Annotated in this window: 24 protein-coding genes; 17 read left to right on the top strand and 7 right to left on the bottom strand. The window is 56.6% G+C overall.

Annotated elements, in window-relative coordinates:
* Positions 1–55 precede the first annotated feature (55 nt).
* The gene (locus V6M90_RS06175) at positions 56–778 is read left to right on the top strand and encodes a response regulator transcription factor (RefSeq protein ID WP_332846207.1); all 723 of its coding nucleotides are present in this window, start codon (positions 56–58) and stop codon (positions 776–778) included.
* A 107-nt stretch (positions 779–885) separates the two neighbouring features.
* Here the strand turns inward: V6M90_RS06175 and gyrB are convergent, their stop codons facing one another.
* From gyrB to dnaA, 4 genes are read right to left on the bottom strand one after another with little or no spacing between them, the layout of a single operon-like run.
* Positions 886–3,303, bottom strand: coding sequence for a DNA topoisomerase (ATP-hydrolyzing) subunit B (gene gyrB / locus V6M90_RS06170; RefSeq protein WP_003170703.1), 2,418 nt, complete (start codon positions 3,301–3,303; stop codon positions 886–888).
* A gap of 4 nt (positions 3,304–3,307) precedes the next feature.
* Positions 3,308–4,411 (bottom strand): DNA replication/repair protein RecF, encoded by a 1,104-nt coding sequence (gene recF / locus V6M90_RS06165; protein WP_003170702.1) that lies wholly within the window; start codon positions 4,409–4,411, stop codon positions 3,308–3,310.
* A 20-nt stretch (positions 4,412–4,431) separates the two neighbouring features.
* A complete protein-coding gene (gene dnaN, locus V6M90_RS06160) occupies positions 4,432–5,535 on the bottom strand; it encodes a DNA polymerase III subunit beta (RefSeq protein ID WP_003170701.1) in 1,104 nt (367 codons plus the stop codon).
* A 38-nt stretch (positions 5,536–5,573) separates the two neighbouring features.
* Positions 5,574–7,091: a chromosomal replication initiator protein DnaA gene (gene dnaA, locus V6M90_RS06155; RefSeq protein WP_141062808.1), complete on the bottom strand. Its 1,518-nt coding sequence runs from the start codon at positions 7,089–7,091 to the stop codon at positions 5,574–5,576.
* Positions 7,092–7,677: 586 nt separating this feature from the next.
* Between dnaA and rpmH the strand changes: the two genes are divergently transcribed.
* The 5 genes from rpmH (at position 7,678) to mnmE (ending at position 11,627) form a co-directional block, all read left to right on the top strand.
* Positions 7,678–7,812: a 50S ribosomal protein L34 gene (gene rpmH / locus V6M90_RS06150; protein ID WP_003213577.1), complete on the top strand. Its 135-nt coding sequence runs from the start codon at positions 7,678–7,680 to the stop codon at positions 7,810–7,812.
* A 13-nt stretch (positions 7,813–7,825) separates the two neighbouring features.
* Positions 7,826–8,233: a ribonuclease P protein component gene (rnpA, locus tag V6M90_RS06145; RefSeq protein ID WP_020302575.1), complete on the top strand. Its 408-nt coding sequence runs from the start codon at positions 7,826–7,828 to the stop codon at positions 8,231–8,233.
* Entirely contained in the window at positions 8,226–8,471 is a 246-nt protein-coding gene (gene yidD / locus V6M90_RS06140; RefSeq protein ID WP_003213574.1) for a membrane protein insertion efficiency factor YidD, read from the top strand. The genes rnpA and yidD overlap by 8 nt, the downstream gene beginning before the upstream one ends.
* 2 nt (positions 8,472–8,473) lie before the next feature.
* Positions 8,474–10,177 (top strand): membrane protein insertase YidC, encoded by a 1,704-nt coding sequence (gene yidC / locus V6M90_RS06135; RefSeq protein ID WP_003177078.1) that lies wholly within the window; start codon positions 8,474–8,476, stop codon positions 10,175–10,177.
* Positions 10,178–10,256: 79 nt separating this feature from the next.
* Positions 10,257–11,627 (top strand): tRNA uridine-5-carboxymethylaminomethyl(34) synthesis GTPase MnmE, encoded by a 1,371-nt coding sequence (gene mnmE / locus V6M90_RS06130; protein ID WP_003177077.1) that lies wholly within the window; start codon positions 10,257–10,259, stop codon positions 11,625–11,627.
* A 19-nt stretch (positions 11,628–11,646) separates the two neighbouring features.
* On the opposite strand, the gene V6M90_RS06125 is transcribed toward mnmE, so the two are convergent.
* The 3 genes from V6M90_RS06125 to V6M90_RS06115 form a co-directional block, all read right to left on the bottom strand.
* Positions 11,647–14,031, bottom strand: a complete 2,385-nt coding sequence (locus V6M90_RS06125; RefSeq protein ID WP_332846222.1) for a TonB-dependent siderophore receptor — start codon at positions 14,029–14,031, stop codon at positions 11,647–11,649.
* Positions 14,032–14,166: 135 nt separating this feature from the next.
* Positions 14,167–15,111, bottom strand: a complete 945-nt coding sequence (locus V6M90_RS06120) for a FecR domain-containing protein (protein WP_332846206.1) — start codon at positions 15,109–15,111, stop codon at positions 14,167–14,169.
* A complete protein-coding gene (locus V6M90_RS06115; protein WP_003177074.1) occupies positions 15,111–15,617 on the bottom strand; it encodes a sigma-70 family RNA polymerase sigma factor in 507 nt (168 codons plus the stop codon). Before V6M90_RS06115 ends, V6M90_RS06120 begins: the two co-directional genes overlap by 1 nt.
* Before the next feature lie 542 nt (positions 15,618–16,159).
* Between V6M90_RS06115 and mnmG the strand changes: the two genes are divergently transcribed.
* The 11 genes from mnmG to atpG all read left to right on the top strand — a co-directional run bounded on the left by mnmG (position 16,160) and on the right by atpG (position 25,778).
* Positions 16,160–18,052 carry a tRNA uridine-5-carboxymethylaminomethyl(34) synthesis enzyme MnmG gene (gene mnmG, locus V6M90_RS06110; RefSeq protein ID WP_141062811.1) on the top strand — a complete coding sequence of 631 codons (1,893 nt, stop codon included), beginning with the start codon at positions 16,160–16,162 and terminating at the stop codon, positions 18,050–18,052.
* Entirely contained in the window at positions 18,049–18,693 is a 645-nt protein-coding gene (gene rsmG, locus V6M90_RS06105; protein WP_003177072.1) for a 16S rRNA (guanine(527)-N(7))-methyltransferase RsmG, read from the top strand. The genes mnmG and rsmG overlap by 4 nt, the downstream gene beginning before the upstream one ends.
* An 18-nt stretch (positions 18,694–18,711) precedes the next feature.
* The gene (locus V6M90_RS06100; RefSeq protein WP_003177071.1) at positions 18,712–19,509 is read left to right on the top strand and encodes a ParA family protein; all 798 of its coding nucleotides are present in this window, start codon (positions 18,712–18,714) and stop codon (positions 19,507–19,509) included.
* 9 nt (positions 19,510–19,518) lie between these two features.
* Positions 19,519–20,391 carry a ParB/RepB/Spo0J family partition protein gene (locus tag V6M90_RS06095; RefSeq protein ID WP_017528672.1) on the top strand — a complete coding sequence of 291 codons (873 nt, stop codon included), beginning with the start codon at positions 19,519–19,521 and terminating at the stop codon, positions 20,389–20,391.
* 148 nt (positions 20,392–20,539) lie between these two features.
* Positions 20,540–20,947 carry a F0F1 ATP synthase subunit I gene (locus V6M90_RS06090; protein WP_003177069.1) on the top strand — a complete coding sequence of 136 codons (408 nt, stop codon included), beginning with the start codon at positions 20,540–20,542 and terminating at the stop codon, positions 20,945–20,947.
* Between the two features lie 16 nt (positions 20,948–20,963).
* On the top strand, positions 20,964–21,833 hold the full coding sequence (gene atpB, locus V6M90_RS06085) for a F0F1 ATP synthase subunit A (RefSeq protein ID WP_034101609.1): 870 nt from the start codon (positions 20,964–20,966) through the stop codon (positions 21,831–21,833).
* Positions 21,834–21,966: 133 nt separating this feature from the next.
* On the top strand, positions 21,967–22,224 hold the full coding sequence (gene atpE / locus V6M90_RS06080) for a F0F1 ATP synthase subunit C (RefSeq protein ID WP_002555987.1): 258 nt from the start codon (positions 21,967–21,969) through the stop codon (positions 22,222–22,224).
* A gap of 57 nt (positions 22,225–22,281) precedes the next feature.
* Complete coding sequence (locus tag V6M90_RS06075) at positions 22,282–22,752, top strand: F0F1 ATP synthase subunit B (protein ID WP_003177066.1); 471 nt, start codon at positions 22,282–22,284, stop codon at positions 22,750–22,752.
* A gap of 12 nt (positions 22,753–22,764) precedes the next feature.
* Complete coding sequence (locus V6M90_RS06070) at positions 22,765–23,301, top strand: F0F1 ATP synthase subunit delta (protein WP_003177065.1); 537 nt, start codon at positions 22,765–22,767, stop codon at positions 23,299–23,301.
* A gap of 21 nt (positions 23,302–23,322) precedes the next feature.
* Positions 23,323–24,867, top strand: coding sequence for a F0F1 ATP synthase subunit alpha (atpA, locus tag V6M90_RS06065; protein WP_003177064.1), 1,545 nt, complete (start codon positions 23,323–23,325; stop codon positions 24,865–24,867).
* Between the two features lie 50 nt (positions 24,868–24,917).
* Positions 24,918–25,778: a F0F1 ATP synthase subunit gamma gene (gene atpG, locus V6M90_RS06060; RefSeq protein WP_003195829.1), complete on the top strand. Its 861-nt coding sequence runs from the start codon at positions 24,918–24,920 to the stop codon at positions 25,776–25,778.
* Positions 25,779–25,798: the final 20 nt, after the last annotated feature.

Genomic DNA, 25,798 nt, shown 5'->3' with positions numbered 1-25,798 from the left:
TTCAATCGAAAAAGGCAGATGGCTGTCGAACTCTTCAAGAAGAAAGGACCTTCCCATGCGTGTCGCAATACTGGATGACGAACCCGCAGAACTGCGTCGGGTAGAACAGACACTGCGACAAATCGCCAGCACCGCCGAACAGCCCTGGGCCCTGCATTGCTTCGAACGCGGTGAAGACCTGTTGCGCCAACTGCGCCGAGAAACCTTCGACCTGCTGATACTCGATTGGCAATTACCCGATATCACCGGTATCGCACTGCTGCGCTGGACTCGTGACCACATGGAATCGCCACCGGCCGTGATCATGCTGACCAGCCGAGACGCCGAGAGCGATATCGTCACCGCGCTGAACAGCGGCGCCGACGACTACGTCAGCAAACCCTTTCGCCCCAACGAACTCAAAGCCCGTGTCACTGCTGTTCTACGGCGCCATGGTCTGCAAAAATCGCCGGCCCATGAAGTGCAGAGCTTCAACGACCTGACCTTCGACGATGCCGAGTTGACCGTCACACGTGCGGGTAAACCCATCAACCTCACCGAACGCGAGTACCGATTGGCCAGTTGCCTCTTCGCCAATCTGGCACGACCGCTTTCACGCGAGTATCTGTATGAGCGGTTCTGGACCCATGAAGAAATGGTGTCCTCACGGCCGTTGGATACGCATATCTATCGACTGCGCAACAAGCTGGGACTCACGGCTGATCGGGGTTGGCAGCTGTTGACGATCTATGGGTATGGGTATCGATTGGAAAGTGTGGCAATGGCGAACCAGAGCTGAAAACCGAGATGTTCCACGTGGAGCATTTAAGAAAGTCGTTAGTTTCACGCCATAAAAAAGGCCAACGCTGAGCGTTGGCCTTTTTATTGTGGCACGTTACATCTGGATCAGAAGTCCAGGTTGGACACTGCCAAGGCGTTACTCTCGATGAAGTCACGACGAGGCTCGACCGCATCACCCATCAGGGTGTTGAAAATCTGGTCTGCGCCAATGGCGTCTTCGATGGTCACGCGCAGCATGCGGCGCTGGGCCGGGTCCATGGTGGTTTCCCACAATTGATCCGGGTTCATTTCCCCCAGACCTTTGTATCGCTGAATCGTGTGACGCTTGGTGCTTTCAGCCATCAGCCAGTCGAGGGCTTCCTTGAATTCCTTGACCTGCTTCTTGCGTTCGCCACGTTGAATATAAGCGCCGTCGTCCAACAGGGTGCTCAGTTGTGCGCCCAAGGTCACCACGGTCTTGTAGTCGTTACTGCCGAAGAAGTCACGATTAAAAGTGACGTAGTTCGACAGGCCGTGGGAAATCAGTTCGACCTCTGGCAGCCAGACGTTACGTTCACGGTCTTCACGCAGGCTGGCTTTGTAAACCAGACCAGACTTCTCGACGGTGCGCAGACGTACTTCGTACTGTGCCAACCAATCCTGCATGTGAGCGTGATCACCCAGTTGTTCCAAGCTCACGGCCGGCAGATAGATGAAGTGCTCGGTCAGCTCCTGCGGGTACAGGCGCGACAAACGCTTGAGGGTCTTCATTACCATGCGGAAATCGTTGACCAACCGCTCCAGCGATTCGCCGGAGATACCTGGGGCTTCGTCGTTCAAGTGCAGGCTGGCATCTTCCAGGGCCGACTGCGTCATGTACTCTTCCATGGCGTCGTCGTCTTTGATGTATTGCTCTTGCTTGCCCTTTTTCACTTTGTACAACGGCGGCTGGGCAATGTAGATGTAGCCGCGCTCGATCAGCTCCGGCAACTGACGGAAGAAGAAGGTCAGCAGCAAGGTACGGATGTGCGAACCGTCGACGTCGGCATCGGTCATGATGATGATGTTGTGGTAGCGCAGCTTGTCGATGTTGTACTCGTCACGGCCAATACCGCAGCCCAACGCCGTGATCAAGGTGCCGACTTCCTGGGAGGAAATCATCTTGTCGAAACGTGCCTTCTCAACGTTGAGGATCTTACCCTTCAACGGCAGGATAGCCTGGGTGCGACGGTTGCGACCCTGCTTGGCGGAACCGCCAGCAGAGTCACCTTCCACCAAGTACAGTTCGGAAAGGGCAGGGTCCTTTTCCTGACAGTCAGCCAATTTGCCCGGCAGGCCGGCGATGTCCAGCGCGCCTTTACGGCGGGTCATCTCACGGGCTTTACGCGCGGCTTCACGGGCACGTGCGGCGTCGATCATCTTGCCGACAACAAGCTTGGCTTCGTTCGGGTTTTCCAGCAGGAAGTCGGAGAAGTATTTGCCCATCTCCTGTTCCACGGCGGTCTTCACTTCGGAAGACACCAGCTTGTCTTTGGTCTGGGAGCTGAACTTAGGGTCAGGCACTTTCACCGAGATGATCGCAGTCAGGCCTTCCCGCGCATCGTCACCGGTGGTGGCGACTTTATGCTTCTTGGCCAGACCTTCGGCTTCGATGTAGGTGTTCAGGTTACGCGTCAGTGCGGAACGGAAACCCACCAAGTGAGTACCGCCGTCGCGCTGTGGAATATTGTTGGTGAAGCACAACAGGTTCTCGTTGAAGCTGTCGTTCCACTGCAAAGCGATTTCTACGCCGATGCCATCTTCACGCTGGATGTTGAAGTGGAACACCTGGTTGACCGCAGTCTTGTTGGTGTTCAGGTATTCAACGAACGCACGCAGACCGCCTTCGTACTTGAACAGCTCTTCCTTGCCGCTGCGCTCGTCCTTGAGGACGATACCCACACCGGAGTTAAGGAAAGACAGCTCACGAATACGCTTGGCCAGGATGTCCCAGCTGAAGTGGATATTCTTGAAGGTATCGGCCGATGGCTTGAAGTGGATCTGGGTGCCGGTGGTTTCACTGTCACCGACGATTTTCATCGGTTCTTGTGGAACACCGTGGACATAGGTCTGTTCCCAGATCTTGCCGCTACGGCGAACGGTCAGGATCAGCTCTTCGGACAGCGCGTTCACCACCGACACACCTACACCGTGCAAACCGCCGGAGACTTTATAGGAGTTGTCGTCGAACTTACCGCCAGCGTGGAGCACAGTCATGATGACCTCTGCCGCCGAAACGCCTTCTTCTTTGTGTACGTCTACCGGGATGCCACGACCGTTGTCACGCACGGTAATGGATTCGTCCGGGTGGATGATGATGCTGATGTCGTCGCAGTGACCGGCCAAAGCTTCGTCGATGGAGTTGTCGACCACCTCGAACACCATGTGGTGCAGACCGCTACCGTCATCAGTGTCGCCAATGTACATACCGGGACGTTTGCGTACGGCATCCAAACCTTTCAGCACTTTAATGCTGGTCGAGTCGTACGTGTTTTCTTCGCTCATGCCTTCACTCCCGATGGTCGTGGGTCTGGGTGATACGGCCTTGTTCCACGTGGAACAAAGCGACTGGCGTTTCCGTCTGCCAGCCTTCCCTCAATAATTCGTGGTCTACACAGGTGATAAACACCTGGCAGCGTAAGTCTTCCAACAAGCGGCATAGCGCGCGGCGGTGTTGCTCGTCGAGTTCGGACGGCAAGTCATCCACAAGATAAATACACTGACCACGTCGGGCTTGGCTAACCAAGTGGCCTTGGGCGATACGCAATGCGCACACCACCAACTTCTGCTGGCCACGGGACAAGATATCCGCGGCGTTATGAGCGCCTAACCTAAGACGCAAATCAGCCCGTTGGGGGCCTGCCTGGGTATGACCAATTTGCTGATCTCGCTGCAAAGAGGTGGCAAGTACCGCACTCAGTTCACGATCTTTGTCCCAGCCACGGTAATAGCTCAGGGTCAGTCCCTCGAGATCCAGCAACTCGCTCAAGGTCTGTTCAAAGACTGGTTTCAAGGCTTTGATATAGGCGCGGCGGTATTCATCTATTTCGTCGCTGGCCAGGCACAGTTCCCGGTCCCAAGCCGCTTGCGAAGCGGCGTCAAGTGTACCATGTCGAAGCCATGAGTTCCGCTGCCGCAGGGCCTTCTGCAGGCGCTGCCAAGTGGCCATGAACCGTGGTTCCACGTGGAACACTCCCCAATCGAGGAATTGCCTGCGGATTTTCGGTGCCCCTTCCAACAGACGAAAACTATCAGGGTTGATCAATTGCAGCGGAAGGATTTCCGCCAGCTGCGCAGCACTGCGAGCATTTTGTCCGTCGATACGAATTTGAAACTCACCGCCGCGATCACGGGATATTCCTAGATTGCTGTGCCCACCTTCCGCCAATTCAACCTGGCCGAATACCGTAGCTGCCAGTTGTTCGTACTGGATAACCGGCAACAGGCGCGCACTGCGGAAGGAACGGGCGAGCCCCAGCAAGTGAATGGCTTCCAACACGCTGGTTTTGCCACTGCCATTGGCGCCGTGGAGGATATTGATGCGGGGAGAGGGAGAGAAGGTCACCGGATGCAGATTGCGCACCGCGGTGACCGAGACGCGACTGAGGGACATCTAGCTTCTGCTGAGCATGATTACAGGCGCATCGGCATGACAACGTAAGCCGAGTCGTCGTTATCGGATTCCTGCACCAGGGCGCTGCTGTTGGAGTCCGACAGAATCAGGCGAACCTGTTCGGTGGTCATCACACCCAGTACATCGAGCAGGTAGCTGACATTAAAGCCGATTTCCAACGAGCCGCCGTTGTAATCAACACTGATTTCTTCTTCTGCCTCTTCCTGTTCCGGGTTATTGGCCTGGATTTTCAGTTGACCATTGGCCAGCTGCAGGCGGATACCACGGTACTTTTCGTTGGACAGAATCGCCGTACGGCTGAACGCTTCACGCAGCGCCTGACGATCGCCGAGTACCAGCTTATCACCGCCTTTTGGCAACACGCGCTCGTAATCCGGGAACTTGCCGTCGACCAGTTTGGAAGTGAAGGTAAACTCACCAGTGGTCGCGCGAATGTGATGCTGGCCCAACACGATACTGACATTGCCGTCCGGCTCGGTCAGCAGGCGCGCCAGTTCAAGGATACCTTTGCGCGGCACGATCACCTGGTGACGGTCCGGCTGGCCGATATCGGCGCGCATTGAGCACATTGCCAGACGGTGACCGTCAGTGGCTACAGCGCGGATAATGCCCTCGGACACCTCCAGCAGCATGCCGTTGAGGTAGTAACGCACGTCCTGTTGGGCCATGGCGAAGCTGGTGCGCTCGATCAAACGGCGCAATTTGCTTTGCTCCAGGCTGCAGGTCAGCGAGCCAGGGCCTTCTTCTACCGTCGGGAAATCATTGGCCGGCAGTGTCGACAAGGTGAAACGACTACGGCCGGCCTTCACCACCAACTTCTGCTCATCAACCTTGATGTCGATCAGCGCGTCGTTCGGCAGGCTCTTGCAGATGTCCATCAGCTTGCGCGCCGGTACCGTGATCTCGCCCGGTTCGGCAGGCTCTTCCAGCTGTACACGACCAACCAGTTCGACTTCAAGGTCGGTACCGGTCAGGGACAACTGTTGGCCTTCTACAACCAGTAATACGTTGGAAAGCACCGGCAAGGTCTGTCGGCGCTCGACGACGCCTGCGACCAGTTGCAGGGGTTTCAACAGGGCTTCGCGTTGAATGGTGAAATGCATGGTCTAGTCCCTTGCCTTAATAAGCTGCGCTGGTGTCATCACGTAGTCAGTGTACGCAGCAGGTTCTTGTAGTCCTCGCGAATATCCGCGTCGGATTCCTTAAGTTCGTTGATTTTGCGGCATGCGTGCAAGACCGTGGTGTGGTCGCGACCGCCAAATACATCACCGATTTCCGGCAGGCTATGGTTGGTCAGCTCCTTGGAGAGGGCCATGGCCACCTGACGCGGGCGTGCGACCGAGCGCGAGCGACGCTTGGACAGCAGGTCGGAAATCTTGATCTTGTAGTACTCAGCCACGGTTCGCTGGATGTTATCCACACTCACCAGTTTGTCCTGCAGTGCCAACAAGTCTTTGAGGGATTCGCGAATCAACTCGATGGTGATATCACGGCCCATGAAGTGCGAGTGCGCGATGACCCGCTTGAGCGCACCCTCCAGTTCACGCACGTTGGAACGAATGCGCTGGGCGATAAAAAACGCCGCGTCGTGGGGCAGGTCGACCTTGGCCTGGTCGGCCTTTTTCATCAGGATCGCGACGCGGGTTTCCAGTTCCGGTGGCTCTACAGCAACGGTCAGGCCCCAGCCGAAGCGGGATTTCAAGCGTTCTTCCAGGCCTTCGATTTCCTTTGGATAGCGGTCGCTGGTCAAGATGACCTGCTGGCCACCTTCGAGCAAGGCGTTGAAGGTGTGGAAAAACTCTTCCTGGGAACGTTCCTTGCGGGCGAAGAATTGGATGTCATCAATCAGCAAGGCATCCACGGAGCGGTAGAACCGCTTGAACTCGTTGATGGCGTTGAGCTGCAGGGCCTTGACCATGTCTGCCACGAAGCGCTCGGAGTGCAGGTACACGACCTTCGCATTCGGATTCTTCTTTAGCAGGTGGTTACCCACAGCATGCATCAAGTGCGTCTTACCCAAGCCGACGCCACCATAAAGAAAGAGCGGGTTGTAACCGTGCTTGGGGTTATCGGCGACTTGCCAGGCGGCCGCACGGGCCAACTGGTTGGATTTACCTTCTACGAAGTTCTCGAAGGTAAAGGTGCGATTCAGATAACTGGTGTGCTTGAGCGCACCTTCGACCTGCACGGTGCGCTGTTCGGCGCGCACCGGTGCTTGTTGGGAGCTGGCGCCCGCCATCGGGTCGAAGCTGTCGCGGGAGGGCTCTTCGTTCTCTGGGGCATTTTTTGGCGCAGAGGACTTGGAACGCGCAGGTGCCGGTGCGGGAGCAGCCGCGGCCGGCGCGGCTGCAGCCTGGGCTTGCGAAGCGGCGGCAGCCAATGGCGCATTCGGCGCGGCACGAGGTGCGGAACTGCGTTTGCTGCCTATTAATAAGGAGAGCGCGGGCGCGAGACCGTTGCCGTGTTCATCGAGCAATTCGAGAACGCGGCCCAGATACTTCTCGTTGACCCAGTCGAGAACAAAACGATTGGGTGCGTAGACACGCAACTCGTCGCCTTCGGCTTCGACTTGTAGCGGACGGATCCAGGTGTTGAATTGCTGGGCAGGCAGCTCATCGCGCAAAAGCTCCACGCACTGCTGCCAAAGTTCCACTGACACGGATATCCCCTAAGTTGAAAGCCGGTGAGGCAAAAACAGCCGCCATTGTAGCGGCCAGCCGTCCACTTATCCACATGTAGCTTGCTCACGGGCCAGTCAAAATCAACGTCTTATGCAAAAAAAAGGCGACCAATGGTCTGTGCATAAGCTCTGTGGATAAGCGTCCCTAAGCTCGTTGTACAAGTGGGGTCGAAAGTCTGTGGGTAACTGGCCTGTGGATAACAACCCTTTCCATGCACAGCTTATCCGACAGCGCAGCACAGGCAGGGCACCGTTTCTCCCCCATGTTGTCATTCTCTGTACATCAGGCGGAATATGGCCTAAAGGCACTTATCCACAGAGGATGGCCTGCCTAGCTTTTATAAGCTTTACAGAAAAGCTTTAAATAACTTCCTTCTTTATTTTTATATCTATGGCATTGCCCCTGGAAGCCGAGCAGATGGAAAAGGTCGCGTTGCCCATGAATATCTAATTAGAAGGAAAAGCTGGTTGGAAATTGACCTAGAGGCTTGCTTTCTCTAGAATCGCCGGTCTCTTAAAACGGGGGCCATTCCGGCCCGTTGTGGACGAACCAGGTAACAACGCCATGAAACGTACTTTCCAACCAAGCACCATCAAACGCGCCCGCACCCACGGCTTCCGTGCTCGCATGGCTACCAAGAACGGCCGTGCTGTCCTGTCGCGTCGTCGCGCCAAAGGTCGTGCGCGTCTGGCAGTTTGATAATCCGGTACTGGTGGTGAGTCAGGACTTCAGTCGGGAAAAGCGTCTGCTAACCCCCCGGCATTTCAAGGCAGTCTTTGACTCCCCCACCGGCAAGGTTCCGGGGAAAAATCTCCTGCTCCTTGCGCGTAACAACGATCTTGATCATCCCCGTCTCGGGTTGGTGATCGGCAAGAAGAGCGTAAAGCTCTCCGTTGAGCGCAATCGCCTCAAGCGTCTGATGCGCGAATCGTTTCGCCTCCACCAGGACACTCTGGTTGGTTGGGATATTGTTATCGTCGCGCGCAAAGGCTTGGGTGATGTAGAAAACCCCGAATTGATTCAGCATTTCGGCAAGCTCTGGAAACGTTTGGCGCGTACCCACAAGCCAGCACCAGCAGTCAGCACCGAAACTGTAGGGGTAGACAGTCTTGATGCGTAAACTGGCGCTCGTTCCGATCCAGTTTTATCGCTATGCCATTAGTCCTCTGATGGCCAACCACTGTCGTTTCTACCCCAGTTGTTCCTGCTACGCGTTAGAAGCCATAGAAAATCATGGTCTTCTGCGCGGTGGCTGGCTGACCTTTCGTCGTTTAGGTCGCTGTCATCCGTGGAATCCCGGTGGTTATGACCCGGTTCCGCCTATCCCTACCTCCCGTTCTTCTTCGATGGCCGAGTAATCATGGATATTAAACGCACGATCCTGATCGTCGCCCTGGCAATCGTGTCCTACGTCATGGTCCTTAAATGGAACCAGGACTACGGCCAGGCTGCCCTGCCGACTCAGAATGTTGCTGCCAATGCTGTTCCAACGGGGCTACCCGATGCAGCGAGTGGCACCAATACTGCCGCCAGTGATGACATTCCACGCGCAGCGGGCGAAACAAAAGCACCTGCCGAAGTGGCAGTTGCCACAAGCACCGACCTCATTCAGATCAAAACGGATGTGTTGGACCTGGCGATCGACCCGCAAGGTGGCGATGTTGCCAAGCTGACACTGCCGCTGTATCCGCGTCGTCAGGATCACCCGGAAATTCCATTCCAGTTGTTCGATAACGGTGGCGAACGTGTTTACCAGGCACAAAGTGGCCTGATCGGCACCAACGGCCCGGACGCGAGCGCAGCCGGTCGTCCGATTTTCTCTTCGGAGAAGAAGAGCTACCAACTGGCCGATGGCCAGGACCAACTGGTCGTTGACCTGAAGTTCAGCAAGGACGGCGTCAACTACATCAAGCGCTTCACACTCAAGCGTGGCCTGTACGATATCGTTGTCACTTACCTGATCGACAACCAGAGCGCTCAACCTTGGACCGGTGCAATGTTTGCCCAGCTCAAGCGCGACGCCAGCTCGGATCCATCGTCGAGCACGGCGACCGGTACCGCGACTTACCTGGGCGCCGCCCTGTGGACAAGTTCGGAGCCGTATAAAAAAGTATCCATGAAAGACATGGATAAAGTGGCCGAAGACAAACTCAAAGCACCGATCACTTACAACGTGAACGGTGGTTGGGTAGCCTGGCTGCAACACTACTTCGTGACGGCGTGGATTCCTCAGCCCGGCCAGAACAACGCGGTACTGGCGCGCAAGGACAGCAAAGGCAATTACATCATTGGCTACACTGGCCCGGCGATGACGGTCGCTCCAGGTGCCAAGGCTGAAACCAGCGCCACACTGTATGCCGGCCCTAAAAGCCAGGCTGTCCTGAAAGAGTTGTCCCCAGGTCTGGAACTGACTGTGGATTACGGCATCCTGTGGTTCATTGCCCAGCCAATCTTCTGGTTGCTGCAACATATCCACAGCATCGTCGGTAACTGGGGCTGGTCGATTATCTTCCTGACCATGCTGATCAAGGGACTTTTCTTCCCTCTGTCGGCTGCCAGCTACAAATCGATGGCGCGTATGCGTGCAGTGGCCCCGAAACTGGCCGCGCTCAAAGAACAACATGGCGATGACCGGCAGAAAATGTCGCAGGCCATGATGGAGCTGTACAAGAAAGAGAAGATCAACCCGTTGGGTGGATGCTTGCCGATTCTTGTGCAGATGCCGGTGTTCCTCTCGTTGTACTGGGTGCTCCTGGAAAGCGTGGAAATGCGTCAGGCGCCGTTCATGCTGTGGATAACTGACCTGTCGATCAAAGACCCGTTCTTTATCCTGCCGATCATCATGGGCGCGACCATGTTCATCCAGCAGCGTCTGAACCCGACTCCGCCGGACCCGATGCAGGCCAAAGTGATGAAAATGATGCCAATCATCTTCACCTTCTTCTTCCTGTGGTTCCCAGCCGGTCTGGTGCTGTACTGGGTGGTCAACAACGTGTTGTCGATCTCTCAACAGTGGTACATCACACGTAAAATCGAAGCGGCTACCAAAAAAGCCGAGGCGTAATTTACTCTGTGGGTAACCACTCAAGACGCCCCCTAGTGGGGCGTTTTGCTTTCCGTCATTTTTCTCCTGGAACCTGCTGATGAGCGCTCCCCGTGAAACCATCGCTGCTGTTGCAACCGCTCAAGGTCGCGGCGGTGTCGGTATTGTGCGTATTTCCGGGCCGCTCGCCGGTCATGCAGCCAAGGCGATCAGCGGTCGGGAGCTGAAACCGCGTTATGCCCATTACGGTCCATTCCTGGATGCCGACGAAAGCGTGCTGGACGAAGGACTGACCCTCTATTTTCCCGGACCGAACTCCTTCACCGGTGAAGACGTCCTCGAATTACAAGGCCACGGCGGTCCGGTCGTACTGGATATGCTGCTGCAACGCTGCCTGCAACTGGGTTGCCGCCTGGCACGTCCAGGTGAATTCAGCGAGCGGGCCTTCCTCAATGACAAGCTTGACCTGGCCCAGGCCGAAGCCATTGCCGACTTGATCGAGGCCAGTTCTGCACAGGCGGCGCGCAATGCCCTGCGCTCGCTGCAGGGCGCCTTTTCGTTGCGTGTGCATAACTTGACCGAGCAATTGATCAGCCTGCGCATCTATGTTGAAGCGGCGATTGATTTTCCAGAGGAAGAAATCGACTTCCTCGCCGACGGTCACGTTCTGACAATGCTGGATAAAGTTCGCGACGAGTTATCCACAGTGCTGCGCGAAGCCGGGCAGGGTGCCTTGCTGCGTGACGGTATGACCGTGGTCATCGCGGGGCGGCCCAATGCCGGCAAATCCAGTCTGTTGAATGCCCTGGCGGGTCGCGAAGCGGCTATCGTCACGGAGATTGCCGGTACTACCCGGGATATCTTGCGCGAACATATCCACATCGATGGCATGCCGCTGCACGTGGTCGACACCGCGGGTTTGCGCGATACCGACGACCAGGTGGAAAAAATCGGCGTGGAACGGGCGCTCAAGGCCATCGGCGAAGCCGATCGCGTGTTGCTGGTGGTAGACGCCACGGCACCGGAGGCTGTGGATCCTTTTGCCTTGTGGCCGGAATTTCTCGAGCAACGGCCGGACCCCGCCAAAGTCACGTTGATCCGCAACAAGGCGGACCTCACGGGCGAAGCCATCGCCCTGGCAACCAGCGCAGATGGCCACGTGACTATCAGCCTGAGTGCCAAGTCGGCCGGGGATGGCCTTGAACTGCTGCGTGATCATCTCAAGGCCTGCATGGGCTACGAGCAAACCTCGGAAAGCAGCTTCAGTGCGCGCCGCAGGCACTTGGAGGCGCTGCGCCATGCCAGTGCGGCTCTGGAGCACGGTCGGGCACAGCTGACCTTGGCGGGGGCAGGGGAGCTGCTGGCGGAGGATCTGCGTCAAGCGCAGCAGCTGTTGGGGGAGATCACCGGTGCGTTCAGCTCGGATGATTTGCTGGGGCGGATCTTTTCCAGCTTCTGCATCGGTAAGTAGCAAAGTTATCCACAGTGCTTTACCAGTTGTAGGACACTGTACCGAGCAGGGTGCGGCTGTCCCCCCAATAGCAGCGTCCCGCATCGTTGCAACCGGATACATATTCCTTGTTGAACAGGTTCTTGGCGTTCAGGTCCACCGACCAGTGTGGGTCGATCTGATAGCCAACGGCTGCGTCCACCAACGTGACGCTCCCGGCGTCCAACTTCCCGTAGAGTGTCGGTGCCGTATAGGAAAAGGTACTGTCGAAGTAACGTACACCGCCACCCAGTGACAACCCTTTGAGCTGGTCATCAAGAAAACGGTATTTGCCCCACACCGACGCTTGGTTACGCGGAACGCCTGTCATCTGATGACCTTCTACCAATGAAGTGGCGGAGTCCTTGGTAATCCGTGCATCCGTGTAGGTATAGGCCGCAGTGACATTCAGGTTGGGGCTGATCGCACTGTTAACCTCCACTTCTACCCCCTTGGCACGGCTCTCGCCCACTTGGCGATAGCTATTGGTGGTGGCGTCCAGGTAAGTGTCATCCTCCTTGCGCAAGTCATACACCGACAGGGTCATTGCCGTGTCCCAGCCAATGGGCTCGTATTTCACACCGACTTCATACTGGCTGCTGGTGATCGGCTTCAACGGTGAACCGGCGTTGGAAATCTGCTGCACCGGAACAAATGCGGTGGAATAGCTGACATACGGGGTCAGGCCGTTGTCGAACTGGTACATCACGCCGCCCTGGTAGGTGAACTTGCGATCTTCGGAGCCGGTGTTGCTGGCCTGGTTCACTTTGTCGCGAAAATCGCTGTTGACCCAGTCCTGTCGGCCGCCGAGCAGGAATAGCCAATGGTCATATTTGCTTTGCAGCTGTGCATAAACCCCTTTCATCTGCTGTTCGAGCAAGGTGTTCTGTACGGCGATCGGGGTGAGCGGATCGCGCAGATAAACAGGGTTGAACGCATTGATAGTGCCGGCAAATCCGGCATCCCAATCCTGATTGAAGGACGTGCGGTCATAGCTGGCACCTAACAGAACTGTGTTTTCCAGGCCACCCAGCTGGAAATTGCCTTCGAGCTGGTTATCCAGGGAATACACCATCGATTTGTTATAGCGGTCGTAGGCCGTCATGTTCAGTTGGGTGCCAAAGCCCCTGTTGTTCAGCACGCTCGGCCATGTTTCATGACGGTTGATACGTGATTGCATGTAGCGAGCATTCTGACGGAACTGCCAGTCATCGTTGAAACTGTGGCTGAATTCATAGCCTGTGCTCCAGGATTCGCGTTCGAAGGTGTTCCAGTCAGGATTACCGAGCAGGGTGTGCTTGGAGAGTTTACCGTTGGGATTGTTCAGCAACGTCCCGGCAGCAGGCAGGCCAAGTTCCAGGTTGGTATGGTCTTTCTGATAGTTGGCCAGCAACGTCAGGGTGTTGTAGTCGTCAACGTCAAGCGTCAGCGAAGGGGCGATGTAGAGCCGATCATCCGGGACATGATCGGTCTGTGTATCGGATTTACGACCCAGCATCACCACGCGACCGAGGATATTGCCGCTGTCGTTGAGCGGACCGGAGATATCCACACCCAGCTGGCGCCGGTTGTTCGAGCCATAACCCAGCTGCACCTCACCCCATGGGGTTGCGGTAGGGTGTTTACTCACCAGATTCACCAGGCCACCGGGTGCGTTTTCACCATAAAGCAGAGAAGAAGGACCCCGGAAAATTTCGACACGTTCCAAGCCATAGGGCTCGCTGGTGGTGTCATACCGATTGCCCTGCACACGCAGGCCATCTCGCAGCAGTCCGTAGCCGTAGTCCGTGGCGTTGAAACCACGAATAAAGAACAGATCACCTGCCAGACCATCGCCGGCCGCGAACGGCGGGGCAAAGATACCCGGTACGTAGCCCAACACTTCAGTCAGGGTTTGGGACTTCTGGTCTTTGATGCGCTGGCCAGTGACGACCGATACCGAACGCGGTGTTTCCGATAATGGTGTGCTGGTCTTGGTCCCTACCCGGCTGTTCTGCGCCTTGTAACCCGCGTCCCCGGCGATCTCCTGGTTGAAACCACCCTGTTGATAAGTACTCACCGTCGTCGGTGATAGGGTCAGTTGGTCTGCGGCTGCCTCCTGCAGCACATAGCTTCCGGGAGCCCGGGCCACAGCCTGCAGTCCGCTATTGCGCAGTAGCAGGGCAAAGCCCTGGTCTACTGAATAATCACCTTCCAGCCCAGGCGTATTCAAACGCTCGGTTTGCTGGGGTGAAAAGGACAGAATCACATTAGCCCTGGCGGCGAATTGGCTCAACGCATTGGCCAGCGGGCCGGCCGCAATGGCGTAGTGTTGCAGCGTGCTGGCGGCCATTACACTTGTGGATAACACCGCACCGCTGGTGATGAGCAACAGGCCGTAGGTCATGCCATGGCAGGAAAGTCGTTGGCGTAGCTTGCTGGAAAGGCGCATAGGTAGGTAAGCCCTGAAGGTAGCGTCGTAATACCTGTAGGGCCGGGCCAGGTAAAAAAAAGATAACCCCCCAGTGGACTATTTTTGCGATCAACCGATTCGGTTCACCGACACCCAATAACGCGTGAAGTACTTCACCTGGATCGGCAGAGTCGCTTGCAGGTTGGCCAGTACCGCATCGGTTGAGTCGAGTCGGAACGTACCGGAAACGCGCAGGCGCGCCGAGGCCTGGTCACAGCGCAATACGCCCGGCCGATAGCGCGCCAATTCATCGATCACATCGCCCAGTTCGGCATCGAGCACGATCAACTGACCGTCGACCCAGGCCGCCTGTGTCCCGCCATATGGCTGTGTAAGGCTTATGGTGTGTCGATCAAACGCTGCGCTTTGACCCGCAACGAGGATTCGGTTGTGCTCGGGTTGGTCGCGTGGGAGCAGGTTGACCCGGTCTTGCAAGACGCCGACCCGAGTGGAATCCGAACATTGGCGTACGGTAAACCGAGTGCCCAAGGCCTGGACACGACCTTGGCGAGTCTCGACATAAAAGGGCGTGTGCCTGCCCTGCGCGCCGGTGTGGATAAGGACTTCACCCTCGCGAAGGCGGATCAAGCGTTGGCGTCCGTCAAACACCACATCAATGGCCGTGTTGGTGTTGAGATCAATCCGCGTACCGTCCGCCAGTTCGACACGCCGGCGTTTACCCACAGAGGTTTCGTAATCAGCCCAAACGTTGCCCAGCGACGCATGTTGCTGGACATTCCAGCCCAAGTACCCGGTTCCACCGAGTACCAGCATCCACTTGAGCACCTGGCGACGTTGTTGCGTGGTTGATAACGCGCGACGCGTGAAGTCTTGGGGCAGGGCGCTGAGGCTACGCTGCAACTGCTCCATCTGGTTCCATGCCGCCTGATGGGAGGGATCGCCATTGAGCCATTGCTGCCAGGCCTGCCATTGCGCGGGCGTCGGCGTTTGCGATTGAAACTGCACGTACCAACTGGCAGCGGCCTCGAATGTCTCGCGATCAGGGGCGGCCATTACCGGCTGGCCATCATCAATGAGCATTCGGTGAGGGCGCGAATCATGTGTTTCTTCACGGTGGTCAGCGACACCTGCAATTGGTCGGCAATCTGTTGATAAGTCAGGCCCTCGATCTGCGACAGCAGGAAGATTTGCCGTGCTCGTTCACCCAAACCGGACAGCGCCTTATCCACCGCCACCAGGGTTTCGATGATGATCGCCTTGTCTTCTTCACTGATCGTGCCGGCTTCAGGGCGCTCGGCCAAGGTTTGCCTGTAAGCCTGTTCGACGGCATGCCGGCGATAGCGATCAATCACCAGGCCCCTGGCAATAGTCGCCAAGTAGTCGCGGGGTTCAAGGATCTGCGCCGCGTGTCGTCCGCCCAGAATACGTACGAATGTATCGTGAGCTACATCGGCGGCATCGCAGGCGTTATTCAATTTGCCTTTGAGCCACCCGTGCAACCACGAATGGTGTTGCTCGTAGATGTGCTGGACAACTGCCGTGTGTGAAGGAGGGGACATAAGCGAGACAAAGTGGGTTAATGATAATCGCTATTATTAACTACCCATCTGCTTTCTCACAACACATGTCTTTTCTTCCTTCTCATGAGGAATTCGGGGCTTCATCGTAGGCTTAATCCGCTGTTTCTGTGGATTAAGCCCTGTGAATAACCCCTCTTGTGCCCAGTTGATAACAGGGCTCGAAACCTGAGTAAAAAACCATCTGTGGATAAGCACCTGTTTAATCCACAGGCTTAAAGCACTTATCCAAGCACCTCATTGGCACATGACCACAGACTTTTGAATCGCTGTACACAACGTAAAACAAGCCCTGTAGAGATCTATCCACAGAAATGATGCTCAGTAGAAATAAACATAAAAACAAAGATCTTATAAATTTCTTTCTTTTTAATTTCTATTGTCCGTGAATCATCCACAGCTGGTTAAATTTTGTGCAAAGGGTTCTTTAGGAACGGCTAAGTCCCTATACTTGCCGGCATTGCTCCAAAACTCTTTCAACAGACAATTCCTGATTACCTACATAAGCAGGCACGAGGTGCGTGGTGGATTTCCCTTCCCGTTTTGAAGTGATCGTCATCGGCGGCGGTCATGCCGGTACCGAGGCAGCACTGGCGTCAGCACGCATGGGCGTAAAAACCCTGTTGCTGACGCACAACGTGGAAACCCTCGGCGCCATGAGTTGCAACCCCGCCATTGGCGGGATCGGTAAAAGCCATCTGGTCAAGGAAATCGATGCCCTCGGCGGTGTCATGGCCATGGCTACCGATAAGGGTGGCATTCAATTTCGCGTGCTCAACAGCCGCAAAGGCCCAGCCGTGCGGGCTACACGGGCTCAAGCCGACCGTATCCTCTACAAGGCTGCGGTGCGTGAAACCCTGGAAAACCAACCCAACCTGTGGATTTTTCAACAGGCTGCTGATGACCTGATCGTCGAACAGGACGTGGTGAAGGGTGTCGTCACCCAAATGGGCCTGCGTTTTTTCGCGCAATCCGTGGTGTTGACCACCGGCACCTTCCTCGGCGGACTTATCCACATCGGAATGCAGAACTATTCCGGCGGCCGCGCCGGTGATCCGCCGTCGATTGCCCTGGCCAAACGCCTGCGTGAATTGCCGCTGCGCGTCGGTCGCTTGAAAACCGGAACCCCGCCGCGTATCGACGGGCGTTCTGTGGATTTCTCGGTGATGACCGAACAAGCCGGTGATACGCCAATTCCAGTGATGTCGTTCATGGGCTCCAAGGAGCAGCATCCCAAACAGGTGAGCTGCTGGATTACCCACACCAATGCGCGTACACACGAAATCATCGCTGCGAACCTCGACCGTTCGCCAATGTATTCCGGGGTGATCGAAGGCATCGGCCCGCGTTACTGCCCATCGATCGAAGACAAGATCCACCGCTTTGCCGACAAGGAAAGCCACCAGGTCTTCATCGAACCCGAGGGCTTGACCACGCATGAGCTGTACCCGAACGGGATTTCCACTTCCCTGCCGTTCGACGTGCAAATCCAGATCGTGCAATCGATCCGCGGCATGGAGAACGCACACATCGTGCGTCCGGGCTACGCCATCGAATACGACTACTTCGACCCACGTGACTTGAAGTACAGCCTGGAAACCAAGGTGATCGGCGGCCTGTTCTTCGCCGGTCAAATCAATGGCACCACCGGCTACGAAGAAGCCGGGGCCCAAGGTTTGCTGGCCGGAACCAACGCGGCACTGCGCGCGCAGGGCAAAGACAGCTGGTGTCCGCGCCGCGATGAAGCGTATATCGGCGTGTTGGTCGATGACCTGATTACGTTGGGTACCCAGGAACCGTACCGGATGTTCACTTCCCGGGCCGAATATCGCTTGATCCTGCGTGAAGACAACGCCGACCTGCGCTTGACCGAAAAGGGTCGCGAACTGGGCCTGGTCGATGATGCGCGCTGGGCTGCGTTCTGCAAAAAACGCGAGAGCATTACGCTGGAAGAACAGCGCCTGAAGAGTACTTGGGTGCGTCCGGGGACCGAGCAGGGCGACGCGATCGCCGAAAAGTTCGGTACGCCGCTGACCCACGAATACAACTTGTTGAACCTGCTGTCCCGTCCGGAAATCGACTACGCTGGCCTGGTCGAAGTGACCGGCAGCGGCGCAGAAGATCCACAGGTCGCCGAGCAGGTTGAAATCAAGACCAAATACGCCGGTTACATTGACCGCCAGCAGGACGAGATCGCCCGACTGCGCGCCAGTGAAGACACCAAGCTGCCTATGGATATCGACTACACCGGGATTTCCGGGTTGTCCAAGGAAATTCAAAGCAAGCTGGGGATAACTCGGCCGGAAACTCTGGGCCAGGCGTCACGTATCCCTGGCGTCACCCCGGCAGCCATTTCGCTGTTGATGATTCATTTGAAAAAACGCGGCGCGGGCCGTCAGTTGGAGCAAAGCGCTTGAGTTCGTTGGTCACCTCGCTACATGCTGAAGAGTTATCCACAGGGGCACGCCAGTTAGGCATTGACCTCAGCGCCGCGCAGCACGAATTGCTGCTGGGCTACCTGGCCCTGTTGATCAAGTGGAACAAGGCTTACAACCTCACGGCGGTGCGCAATCCCGACGAAATGGTGTCCCGGCATTTGCTGGACAGCTTGAGCGTGATGCCCTTCATCGAAAACGGTCGCTGGCTGGACGTCGGCAGTGGCGGCGGCATGCCGGGTATTCCCCTGGCCATCCTGTTTCCCGAGGCGCAAGTAACCTGCCTGGACAGCAACGGCAAGAAAACCCGTTTCCTCACCCAGGTCAAACTCGAACTCAAGCTGGATAACCTGCAAGTTATCCACAGTCGCGTCGAAGACTTCACGCCTGAACTGCCATTCAACGGCATCGTGTCCAGGGCGTTCAGCAGCATGGAGAACTTCAGCAACTGGACCCGTCACCTGGGCGACCGTGACACCCGCTGGCTGGCAATGAAGGGCGTCCATCCAAGCGATGAGCTGTTAGCATTGCCGGCAGACTTCCACCTCGATAGCGAACACGCCTTGGCCGTACCCGGTTGCCAAGGCCAACGCCATCTGCTGATACTGCGCCGCACGGCATGATTGGGAACACAAGCAAGAATGGCTAAGGTATTCGCGATAGCGAACCAGAAAGGTGGCGTGGGCAAAACCACCACCTGCATCAACCTCGCAGCATCCCTGGTCGCGACCAAGCGCCGGGTGCTGCTGATCGATCTCGATCCACAGGGCAACGCCACCATGGGTAGCGGTGTGGATAAACACGGCTTGGAAAACTCGGTCTATGACTTGCTGATCGGCGAGTGCGACCTGGCCCAGGCCATGCACTTCTCCGAACACGGTGGTTATCAACTGCTGCCGGCCAACCGCGATCTGACCGCGGCGGAAGTGGTGCTGCTGGAAATGCAGATGAAAGAAAGCCGTCTGCGCAGCGCCCTGGCGCCGATCCGCGATAACTACGACTACATTTTGATCGACTGTCCTCCGTCACTGTCGATGCTCACGCTCAACGCGTTGGTGGCCGCCGACGGGGTGATTATCCCGATGCAATGCGAGTACTACGCGTTGGAAGGGTTGAGCGACCTTGTGGATAACATCAAGCGCATCGCCGAACTGCTCAACCCGAATCTGCAGATCGAAGGTCTGCTGCGCACCATGTTCGACCCGCGCCTGAGCCTGATGAATGATGTGTCGGCCCAGCTCAAGGAACACTTTGGCGAGCAGCTGTATGACACCGTGATCCCACGTAACATCCGCTTGGCCGAAGCGCCGAGCTACGGCATGCCGGCGTTGGCGTACGACAAGACTTCGCGTGGCGCCATTGCCTACCTGGCGCTGGCCGGCGAGATGGTTCGCCGTCAACGCCGCACCTCCCGCCCCGCTGCAGCCCAGCCAACTTAAGGAATCCCCATGGCCGTCAAGAAACGAGGTCTCGGACGTGGACTGGATGCACTGTTGAGTGGTCCGACCGTCACATCGCTTGAAGAACAAGCGGTGCAGGCCGACGAGCGCGAGCTGCAGCATCTGCCGCTGGACCTTATCCAACGCGGTAAATACCAGCCGCGCCGTGACATGGATCCCCAGGCGCTGGAAGAGCTGGCCAACTCGATCAAGGCCCAGGGCGTGATGCAGCCGATCGTGGTGCGTCCGATTGGTGCCGGGCGCTTTGAAATCATCGCCGGCGAACGCCGCTGGCGCGCCAGCCAACAGGCCGGTAAAGAGACCATCCCGGCGATGGTGCGCGATGTGCCGGATGAAACCGCGATCGCCATGGCGTTGATTGAGAACATTCAGCGTGAAGACCTCAACCCGATCGAAGAAGCGATCGCCCTGCAGCGTTTGCAGCAGGAATTCCAGCTGACCCAGCAACAAGTGGCCGAGGCGGTGGGTAAATCCCGCGTCACCGTGTCCAACCTGCTGCGCCTGATCGCGCTGCCGGAAGTCATCAAGACCATGTTGTCCCATGGTGATCTGGAAATGGGTCACGCCCGTGCATTGCTCGGTTTGCCCGAAAATCAGCAGGTTGAAGGGGCGCGACACGTTGTCGCACGAGGGCTCACCGTTCGTCAGACCGAGGCCTTGGTTCGCCAGTGGCTCAGTGGCAAACCTGCACCGGTCGAAACAGCCAAACCTGATCCGGATATTGCCCGTCTCGAACAGCGCCTGGCCGAGCGGCTGGGCTCTGCGGTGCAAATTCGCCACGGCAAGAAAGGCAAAGGGCAATTGGTCATCGGATATAACTCCCTTGATGAGCTTCAAGGCGTCCTTGCCCACATCCGCTGAAACATTTGCTTATGTAGCGCGTGATCGGAAATCACTACCCGACAGTTGAATAGGGGCAGAACCGCCCCTATACTCTGCGCGCATTTTGTCGGCACAAATTATGCCAAGTTATTGATTTCCGGCAGCCGACCATTGAGGAGCAAGAGTGATGGAAACCCGCACGCCAAACACGTTGCCGTTCCATCGCTTGGCCGTTTTCCCGGTTTTATTGGCTCAATTTGTCATCCTGCTGATCGCCGCGTTGGCGCTTTGGTACGGGCATGGAGTCGTAGCTGGGTATTCAGGACTTTGCGGAGGCCTGATAGCCTTGCTGCCCAATATGTATTTTGCTCACAGGGCCTTTCGGTTTTCCGGCGCCCGAGCAGCCCAGGCTATCGTCCGGTCTTTTTATGCCGGCGAGGCAGGGAAACTGATTTTGACGGCAGTGCTGTTTGCACTGACCTTTGCAGGTGTGAAGCCATTGGCGCCGCTGGCTGTATTCGGCGTCTTCGTGTTGACCCAACTGGTCAGCTGGTTCGCTCCCCTGCTAATGAAAACAAGACTTTCGAAACCTTAGGGCGTTTGAGGCAACCATGGCAGAAACAACCGCTTCGGGCTATATCCAGCACCACTTGCAGAACCTGACTTTCGGTCAGCTTCCCAACGGCGGCTGGGGCTTTGCCCACACCGCAGCAGAGGCCAAGGAAATGGGTTTCTGGGCTTTCCACCTGGATACTCTGGGTTGGTCGGTCGCATTGGGTCTGATCTTCGTCCTGATTTTCCGCATGGCGGCGAAGAAGGCGACATCCGGTCAGCCAGGTGCTTTGCAGAACTTCGTTGAAGTATTGGTCGAATTCGTCGATGGCAGCGTCAAAGACAGCTTCCATGGCCGCAGCCCGGTGATTGCACCGCTGGCACTGACCATCTTCGTCTGGGTGTTCCTGATGAACGCCGTCGACCTGATCCCGGTCGACTGGATTCCTCAATTGGCCATCCTGATCTCCGGCGATCACCACATTCCATTCCGTGCGGTGTCCACCACGGATCCTAACGCCACCTTGGGCATGGCCCTGTCGGTGTTCGCGTTGATCATTTTCTACAGCATCAAGGTCAAGGGCATCGGCGGCTTCATCGGCGAACTGACCCTGCACCCGTTCGGCAGCAAGAACATCTTCGTTCAAGCCCTGCTGATTCCGGTGAACTTCCTGCTGGAGTTCGTCACCCTGGTCGCCAAGCCAATTTCCCTGGCTCTGCGACTGTTCGGCAACATGTATGCCGGCGAGCTGGTGTTCATTCTGATCGCTGTGATGTTCGGCAGCGGTCTGCTCTGGCTTAGCGGCCTGGGCGTAGTTCTGCAGTGGGCGTGGGCTGTGTTCCACATCCTGATCATTACCCTGCAGGCCTTCATCTTCATGATGCTGACCATCGTCTACCTGTCGATGGCGCACGAAGAGAACCATTAAGGCCAGTCTCGACTAGTCTGATGTCCTTCCCGGTGAAACGGGAAGGTGGCCCACCAGGGCTATGAAACGATTTGTTTTACCGCTTTAAAATCTAAAAAACCTAAACCATACGACGTAAAAGTCGGGAGGAAAGATGGAAACTGTAGTTGGTCTAACCGCTATCGCTGTTGCACTGTTGATCGGCCTGGGCGCCCTGGGTACTGCCATTGGTTTCGGCCTGCTGGGCGGCAAGTTCCTGGAAGGCGCAGCGCGTCAGCCAGAGATGGTTCCAATGCTGCAAGTTAAAATGTTCATCGTTGCCGGCCTGCTCGACGCCGTAACCATGATCGGCGTTGGTATCGCTCTGTTCTTCACCTTCGCGAACCCCTTCGTTGGTCAACTCGCTGGCTGATCACTCGAATTTTCGAGTTGATTGGAGTGATGGACAACGAATGAGCGAGGTGTTGGCGTGAACATTAATGCAACCCTGATTGGCCAATCCGTTGCGTTCTTCATTTTTGTAGTGTTTTGCATGAAGTTCGTGTGGCCTCCGGTCATCGCGGCTTTGCACGAACGTCAGAAGAAGATCGCGGATGGTTTGGACGCTGCCAGTCGTGCAGCTCGCGACCTGGAGTTGGCCCAAGAGAAAGTGGGTCATCAACTGCGCGAAGCTAAAGCACAGGCAGCTGAAATCATTGAGCAAGCCAAGAAGCGCGGTAACCAGATCGTCGAAGAGGCTGTTGAAAAAGCCCGCGTCGAAGCTGACCGTGTGAAGGCTTCGGCTCATGCCGAGATCGAACAGGAACTGAACGGCGTCAAAGACGCGCTGCGTGCCCAATTGGGTGCTCTGGCGGTCGGCGGTGCCGAGAAGATCCTCGGTGCCACAATCGATCAAAACGCGCACGCGGAGCTGGTTAACAAACTGGCTGCTGAAATTTAAGCGAGGGCGATCATGGCAGAACTGACCACGTTGGCCCGACCTTACGCTAAGGCAGCCTTCGAGCACGCCCAGGCCCACCAGCAGCTGGCCTCTTGGTCAGCCATGCTCGGCCTGGCTGCAGCAGTGTCGCAAGACGACACCATGCAGCGCGTGCTCAAGGCCCCGCGCCTGACGAGCGCAGACAAGGCCGCCACTTTTATTGAAGTGTGCGGCGACAAGTTTGATGTGAAAGTGCAGAACTTCATCAATGTCGTTGCCGAAAACGACCGTCTCCCGCTGTTGCCGGAGATCGCCGCTCTGTTCGACCTGTACAAGGCCGAAGCAGAGAAGTCGGTAGACGTTGAAGTGACCAGTGCTTTTGCATTGAACCAAGAACAGCAAGACAAACTCGCCAAGGTTCTCAGTGCACGACTCAATCGGGAAGTGCGCCTGCAAGCTTCGGAGGACGCATCCCTGATTGGTGGTGTTGTTATCCGTGCCGGCGACCTGGTTATCGATGGCTCGATTCGCGGCAAAATCGCGAAACTTGCCGAAGCATTGAAATCTTGAGTTTGAAGGGGCAGCAGAGCAATGCAGCAACTCAATCCTTCCGAAATAAGTGAAATTATCAAGGGCCGCATCGACAAGCTCGATGTGACCTCCCAAGCCCGTAACGAAGGCACTGTCGTCAGCGTATCTGACGGCATCGTGCGGATTCACGGTCTGGCCGACGTCATGTACGGCGAGATGATCGAGTTTCCGGGCGGCGTCTACGGTATGGCCCTCAACCTGGAGCAAGACTCCGTAGGTGCCGTTGTATTGGGCGCGTACACCAGTCTGGCTGAAGGCATGAGCGCCAAGTGCACAGGCCGCATCCTGGAAGTTCCGGTTGGTAAGGAACTGCTGGGTCGCGTCGTCGATGCACTGGGTAATCCTGTTGACGGTAAAGGTCCACTGGGCAACACCGAGACCGACGCGGTCGAGAAAGTTGCTCCAGGCGTGATCTGGCGTAAGTCGGTAGACCAGCCTGTACAGACTGGCTACAAGGCTGTCGATGCCATGATTCCTGTCGGCCGTGGCCAGCGTGAGCTGATCATCGGTGACCGTCAGATCGGTAAAACCGCTCTGGCCATCGACGCGATCATCAACCAGAAGAACAGCGGCATTTTCTGCGTCTACGTCGCCATTGGTCAGAAGCAATCGACCATCGCCAACGTGGTTCGCAAGCTGGAAGAAAACGGCGCCCTGGCCAACACGATCATCGTGGCTGCCAGTGCTTCGGAATCTCCTGCGCTGCAATTCCTGGCACCGTACTCCGGTTGCACCATGGGTGAATTCTTCCGTGACCGCGGTGAAGACGCGCTGATCGTTTATGACGATCTGTCCAAGCAGGCAGTGGCTTATCGCCAAATCTCCCTGCTGCTGCGCCGTCCACCAGGCCGTGAAGCTTACCCAGGCGACGTGTTCTATCTCCACTCCCGTCTGCTGGAGCGTGCTTCCCGCGTTTCGGAAGAGTACGTAGAGAAGTTCACCAACGGCGCAGTGACCGGCAAAACCGGTTCCCTGACCGCACTGCCGATCATCGAAACCCAGGCTGGCGACGTTTCCGCGTTCGTTCCGACCAACGTGATTTCCATCACCGACGGTCAGATCTTCCTGGAATCGGCCATGTTCAACTCCGGGATCCGTCCTGCAGTGAACGCCGGTGTTTCGGTATCCCGTGTGGGTGGTGCCGCTCAGACCAAGATCATCAAGAAGCTCTCCGGTGGTATCCGTACCGCTCTGGCTCAGTACCGTGAACTGGCGGCATTCGCCCAGTTCGCTTCTGACCTGGACGAAGCGACCCGTAAGCAACTTGAGCATGGTCAGCGCGTTACCGAGCTGATGAAGCAGAAGCAATACGCCCCAATGTCGATCGCTGACATGGCGTTGTCGCTGTATGCCGCTGAGCGTGGGTTCCTGACCGACGTTGAAATCGCCAAGGTCGGCAGCTTTGAACAAGCGCTGATTGCTTACTTCAACCGCGATCACGCCGAATTGATGGCGAAGATCAACGTGAAGGGTGACTTCAATGACGATATCGACGCTGGCATGAAAGCCGGTATCGAGAAGTTCAAGGCCACCCAAACCTGGTAAGCCGCAGCGGGAGCCGCAAGGCTCCCGCTTGCTAACCTGATAGGTGTTACATGGCAGGCGCAAAAGAGATTCGCAGTAAGATTGCGAGCATCAAAAGCACGCAAAAAATTACCAGCGCCATGGAAAAAGTGGCGGTCAGCAAAATGCGCAAGGCACAAATGCGCATGGCTGCTAGCCGTCCTTATGCGGAGCGTATCCGCCAGGTAATTGGGCATCTGGCCAACGCCAACCCGGAATACCGCCACCCGTTCATGATCGAGCGCGCCGTCAAGCGTGTGGGTTATGTGGTAGTGAGCAGTGACCGTGGTTTGTGTGGTGGTCTGAATACCAACCTGTTCAAGGCCCTGGTCAAGGACATGGCGGTAAACCGCGAAAACGGCGTCGAGATCGATCTGTGTGTTGTGGGTAGCAAGGGTGCGGCCTTTTTCCGTAACTTCGGCGGTAACGTCGTTGCAGCTATCAGCCACCTGGGTGAAGAGCCGTCGATCAATGATTTGATCGGCAGTGTGAAGGTGATGCTGGATGCGTACCTGGAAGGCCGGATTGACCGCCTGTCCGTGGTATCCAACAAGTTCATCAACACCATGACCCAGCAGCCAACCGTGGAGCAATTGATTCCACTGGTGGCGACTCCGGATCAGGAACTCAAGCACCACTGGGACTACCTCTACGAACCAGACGCCAAAGAGCTGCTTGACGGCTTGATGGTGCGCTACGTGGAGTCGCAGGTGTACCAGGCGGTGGTCGAGAACAACGCAGCTGAACAAGCGGCGCGGATGATCGCGATGAAAAACGCTACCGATAACGCCGGTGATCTGATCAGCGATTTGCAGCTGATCTACAACAAGGCGCGTCAGGCTGCGATCACCCAAGAGATCTCGGAAATCGTCGGCGGCGCTGCCGCGGTTTAACGGTTCAAATATTCAGAGGA

Source organism: Pseudomonas lactucae (genome assembly GCF_036688725.1).
Taxonomy (GTDB): Bacteria; Pseudomonadota; Gammaproteobacteria; order Pseudomonadales; family Pseudomonadaceae; genus Aquipseudomonas; species Aquipseudomonas lactucae.
Note: the sequence above shows the minus strand (reverse complement) of the source record. Positions and strands in the feature narration are given on the sequence as shown.

Excerpts from the sequence above, each read along its gene's own strand:
- V6M90_RS06070 (WP_003177065.1), top strand. The coding sequence starts at position 22,765 with ATGGCAGAACTGACCACGTTGGCCCGACCTTACGCTAAGGCAGCCTTC.
- V6M90_RS06095 (WP_017528672.1), top strand. The coding sequence starts at position 19,519 with ATGGCCGTCAAGAAACGAGGTCTCGGACGTGGACTGGATGCACTGTTG.
- yidC (WP_003177078.1), top strand. The coding sequence starts at position 8,474 with ATGGATATTAAACGCACGATCCTGATCGTCGCCCTGGCAATCGTGTCC.
- gyrB (WP_003170703.1), bottom strand. The coding sequence starts at position 3,303 with ATGAGCGAAGAAAACACGTACGACTCGACCAGCATTAAAGTGCTGAAA.
- rpmH (WP_003213577.1), top strand. The coding sequence starts at position 7,678 with ATGAAACGTACTTTCCAACCAAGCACCATCAAACGCGCCCGCACCCAC.
- V6M90_RS06120 (WP_332846206.1), bottom strand. The coding sequence starts at position 15,111 with ATGGCCGCCCCTGATCGCGAGACATTCGAGGCCGCTGCCAGTTGGTAC.
- V6M90_RS06090 (WP_003177069.1), top strand. The coding sequence starts at position 20,540 with ATGGAAACCCGCACGCCAAACACGTTGCCGTTCCATCGCTTGGCCGTT.
- V6M90_RS06125 (WP_332846222.1), bottom strand. The coding sequence starts at position 14,031 with ATGACCTACGGCCTGTTGCTCATCACCAGCGGTGCGGTGTTATCCACA.
- recF (WP_003170702.1), bottom strand. The coding sequence starts at position 4,411 with ATGTCCCTCAGTCGCGTCTCGGTCACCGCGGTGCGCAATCTGCATCCG.
- yidD (WP_003213574.1), top strand. The coding sequence starts at position 8,226 with ATGCGTAAACTGGCGCTCGTTCCGATCCAGTTTTATCGCTATGCCATT.
- V6M90_RS06115 (WP_003177074.1), bottom strand. The coding sequence starts at position 15,617 with ATGTCCCCTCCTTCACACACGGCAGTTGTCCAGCACATCTACGAGCAA.
- V6M90_RS06100 (WP_003177071.1), top strand. The coding sequence starts at position 18,712 with ATGGCTAAGGTATTCGCGATAGCGAACCAGAAAGGTGGCGTGGGCAAA.
- atpB (WP_034101609.1), top strand. The coding sequence starts at position 20,964 with ATGGCAGAAACAACCGCTTCGGGCTATATCCAGCACCACTTGCAGAAC.
- atpA (WP_003177064.1), top strand. The coding sequence starts at position 23,323 with ATGCAGCAACTCAATCCTTCCGAAATAAGTGAAATTATCAAGGGCCGC.
- atpG (WP_003195829.1), top strand. The coding sequence starts at position 24,918 with ATGGCAGGCGCAAAAGAGATTCGCAGTAAGATTGCGAGCATCAAAAGC.
- mnmE (WP_003177077.1), top strand. The coding sequence starts at position 10,257 with ATGAGCGCTCCCCGTGAAACCATCGCTGCTGTTGCAACCGCTCAAGGT.
- V6M90_RS06175 (WP_332846207.1), top strand. The coding sequence starts at position 56 with ATGCGTGTCGCAATACTGGATGACGAACCCGCAGAACTGCGTCGGGTA.
- atpE (WP_002555987.1), top strand. The coding sequence starts at position 21,967 with ATGGAAACTGTAGTTGGTCTAACCGCTATCGCTGTTGCACTGTTGATC.
- dnaN (WP_003170701.1), bottom strand. The coding sequence starts at position 5,535 with ATGCATTTCACCATTCAACGCGAAGCCCTGTTGAAACCCCTGCAACTG.